Source organism: Flavobacterium sp. ASV13 (assembly GCF_000745775.1).
GTDB lineage: Bacteria > Bacteroidota > Bacteroidia > Flavobacteriales > Flavobacteriaceae > Flavobacterium.
In genome coordinates this window covers 1-3958 of sequence record NZ_JQJY01000016.1, presented here as the reverse complement: position 1 = coordinate 3958, position 3958 = coordinate 1, and the positions used below count along the sequence as shown (strand labels likewise).

General features: G+C 30.9%; 1 protein-coding gene. It reads left to right on the top strand.

Translation table 11 applies throughout. From position 1 onward, the window contains the following. The coding region (locus tag GQ47_RS20545) for a non-ribosomal peptide synthetase (RefSeq protein WP_152561068.1) at nt 1–3958 on the top strand (3958 nt) is incomplete at both ends.

Here is a 3958-nt window from a genome sequence, read left to right as displayed (position 1 = left end):
TTTTAGACTTACCTAGTTTTAAAAAACGGCCATCGGTCCAAACTTATAATGGAGCAAGTTTAACACATGGATTCTCCAAGTCGTTTTTAGACAAACTGAAAGGTTTTTCAGAGAAACACCAATCCACTTTGTTTATGACTCTTATGACAGGGGTCAAAGTGCTTTTGCATAAATACAGTGGTCAATATGATATTGTAGTAGGTACTCCTATAGCAGGACGTGAGCATCCTGATCTGGAGCATCAAATAGGTTTGTATTTAAATACACTAGCAATAAGAACACTTTTTAAAGAGCATAATAGCTTTTTAGATTTATTAAATCAGGAAAAAGAAACTTTATTAGGAGCATACGAGCATCAAGGTTATCCTTTTGATGCATTGATTAAAAAATTGAATTTAAAGAAAGATACCAGTCGTTCTACTTTGTTTGATGTTATTGTAGTTTTACAAAATCAAAAACAATTAAAAAACCTTAACAACGAAGAACTAATTGGTATTGAAGTAAATGAGTACAGTTTTTTAAGAAAAACTTCTCAATTTGATATTCGCTTTGCTTTTACTGAAAAAGATGGCTTAGAATTAATGATTGATTATAATACAGATATCTATGATGTTAATGTAATCGAAAGAATGTTTCATCATTTCGAAAATCTAATGAATGGATTACTGGATGAAACAACAAAAGATATTCAAGAAGTAGAATTCTTAACAGAAATAGAAAAATTCCAAGTAATATCAGAGTTTAACAATACAGTTGTTTCTTATCCGAACGATAAAACAATAGTTACTTTATTTGAGGAGCAAGTTATTAACACTCCTGACAATATTGCTATTGTTTTTGGCAATATATCACTCACGTATAAGGAACTTAACGAAAAAGTCAATCAATTGGCTCACTATTTAAGAAACGAATATTTCATTGAACCAAATGATCTTGTTGGTATAAAGTTAGATAGAAGCGAACAAATGATTATTGCAATTTTAAGTGTCCTAAAATCAGGAGCCGCTTACGTGCCAATAGATACCAATTACCCGCAGGAAAGAATAGCTTATATCGAAAAAGATATCAATTGTAAAGTGATTGTTGATGAGGATGAGTTAGCACTTTTTAATTTACAAAGGTTTAGATTTAATAGTGAAAATCCAAATCTTATCAATTCAACATCAGATTTGGCTTATGTAATTTATACTTCTGGTTCAACTGGAGAACCAAAAGGAGTAATGGTGGAGCATGGTAATGTTATTAGATTAGTTAAACCTTGTTCTTATTTTCCATTGAGTGCAGAGAATATTTTGCTAAGTACTGGTTCCGTATCTTTTGATGCCACTACGATCGAGTATTTTGGAACTTTATTGAACGGCTCAAGATTAATATTAACCACTCAGAACAATTTACTTGATTTATCTAAATTAGAAGATGTCGTAAAAACGCATAAGGTGAATAGTCTTTGGATGACTGCTTCATGGTTTAGTCAAGTGGTAGAAAGTAATATTAAGATTTTTGAAAACATTGACCAACTAATTGTTGGGGGCGATGTTGTGTCACCAAAGCATACTGAAAAAGTATTTGAAAGGTATCCGGCCATAAAAATAGTAAATGGTTATGGACCTACAGAAAACACAACATTTTCTACAACTTTTGAGATACAAAATGTAAAATACAGCACAATTCCGATAGGGAAACCTATTCCAAATAGTTCTGCCTATATATTGAACAAAAATTTGCAACCAGTCGTTACCGGTGTAATAGGTCAATTGTACGTATCCGGAGCTGGAGTAGCGAGAGGATACTTGAATAAAGCAGAACTTACAGCTGAAAAATTTATTCCAAATCCATTTGTGCAAGGCGAGAGATTGTATGATACAGGAGATTTGTGTAAATGGTTACCAGATGGAAATATTGAGTTTTTAGGAAGAAAAGACCAACAGGTTAAAATTAGAGGATTTAGAATTGAGCTTGTCGAAATTGAGAATGTCATACTTCAATATTCAGCGAATTTTAATCAAGTTTTGGTTGTAGTAAAAGAAATGCATCAGGAAAAAGTACTGGTGGCTTATTTGGTTGCATCTAATGATTTAGATAAAAAGGAACTGCGATATCATCTCCAAAGTAAACTTCCGGATTATATGATTCCTAGTTTTTATATTGTGCTAGATAAATTACCATTAACTTCAAATGGGAAAATAAATTATAAAGCTTTGCCAAACATCTCTGATAATGATATCATAAGAAAGGAATTTGTAGGCCCAAGTAATGAAATTGAGGAACAGTTAGTTGAAATATGGAAAGAAGTATTGGGAGTGGGGAAAATAGGAATTACGGATAATTTCTTTGATTTAGGGGGGGACTCGATACGTTCAATACGTCTTTTAAGCAGGATTAATAATTTCTTGGGGCTAAATTATAAATTATCAGATATTTATGCATTTCCTTCTATTAAGGAATTACTATCTATAAAGTTAGAGCGCCTAACAAGTACAATTTCTCCGTTAATAAAGTTACAAATAGAGAGAAGTTTTGAAAATTTATCTAAGGAATTAGATTCAGAGAAGATTATTTCTATTTTCCCCATGAGTGATATAGAGCAAGGTATGTTATATTCCTCATTTCTGAACACAAAGCTAGGTGTATATCATGATCAGTTTTTAATTCCTATTCCTATACAGGATTTTGATGAATCCATATTTATCATAGCATTAGAATTATTGGTTGAAAAACATGAAATACTTCGTGTCGCATTTAATATAGATAATTACAGTGTGCCTGTACATCTTGTTTATAAGAATATTGACATATCATTGGAGAGCGAAGATATTTCGACAAAAGATAAAAAGGTCCAACAGGAACTGATCAATGAGTTTATGATTCAGGAGCGAACTGAAAAGCCATTTGATATTTCTATACCAGGTCTTTGGCGTATGAAGATTTATAAATTGGGAGAGCAACAATGGCATTTATTGTTCCAATTTCATCATGCTATTCTTGATGGCTGGAGCCTTGCATCTTTAATAACCGAACTTAATAATACATACATCAGCATACAGAAAGAAGGTATAACGACTTTGGAAAAGCTTTCATTGAGCTATAAAGATTATGTCTTTAATCAAAAATGTATAAAAGAGATTGACAATCAATATAATTATTGGAAAGAAAAGTTAAATGGTTATAAGCGTCTAGATATTTTTACTGAAGAAGTTGTATTCAATCACTACAATTTTGTATTGGAAGGAAAACTGTATAATTCCATTCAGGAATTTGTAGTTAGTCAAGGGATAAGTATGAAAATATTAAATTTTTCAGCCTATCTCTATACATTACAAATGTTAACATATGATAATGATGTTTTGGCCGGTCTAGTCACAAACGGAAGACCTTTATTAGAAGATAGTGATAAAATATTAGGATGTTTTTTAAATACACTACCGTTTCGTTTAAATGGAACAAAAGGAACAATATTAGATTTTGTAAAACAAGTAAATCATTTTGTAAACCTACAGAAACAGTTTGAAGGAATTAGTTTATTTGAATTACATACTCGATTTTCACTTAATAACCAGGGAGAGAATCCGTTTTTTGATACATTCTTTAATTATATCGATTTTCACATATTGAATGACCTTAATCTCCAAGAGACAAATAAAGTTAAAGAATTTGAATTTACGGATATTAATTTTACATTATCCAATACTTTTCTAGATTTGACAATTTGTCCTATACAGGCTGGTATAAATATATCATGGCATCAGCAACGTGTACTAAAAGGAGGAATAACTGTAGAACAATTACATAGTTATTACTATAACTTTTTAAATTTACTTGTAACTCGACCAAATAATGTTTTAAATAAGGAGGTAATTTTATCTGAAACAGAGAAACAACAATTATTAGTAGACTTTAACGATACCAAAGTTGATTATCCAAAAGATAAAACCATCATCGATTTATTTGAAGAGCAAGT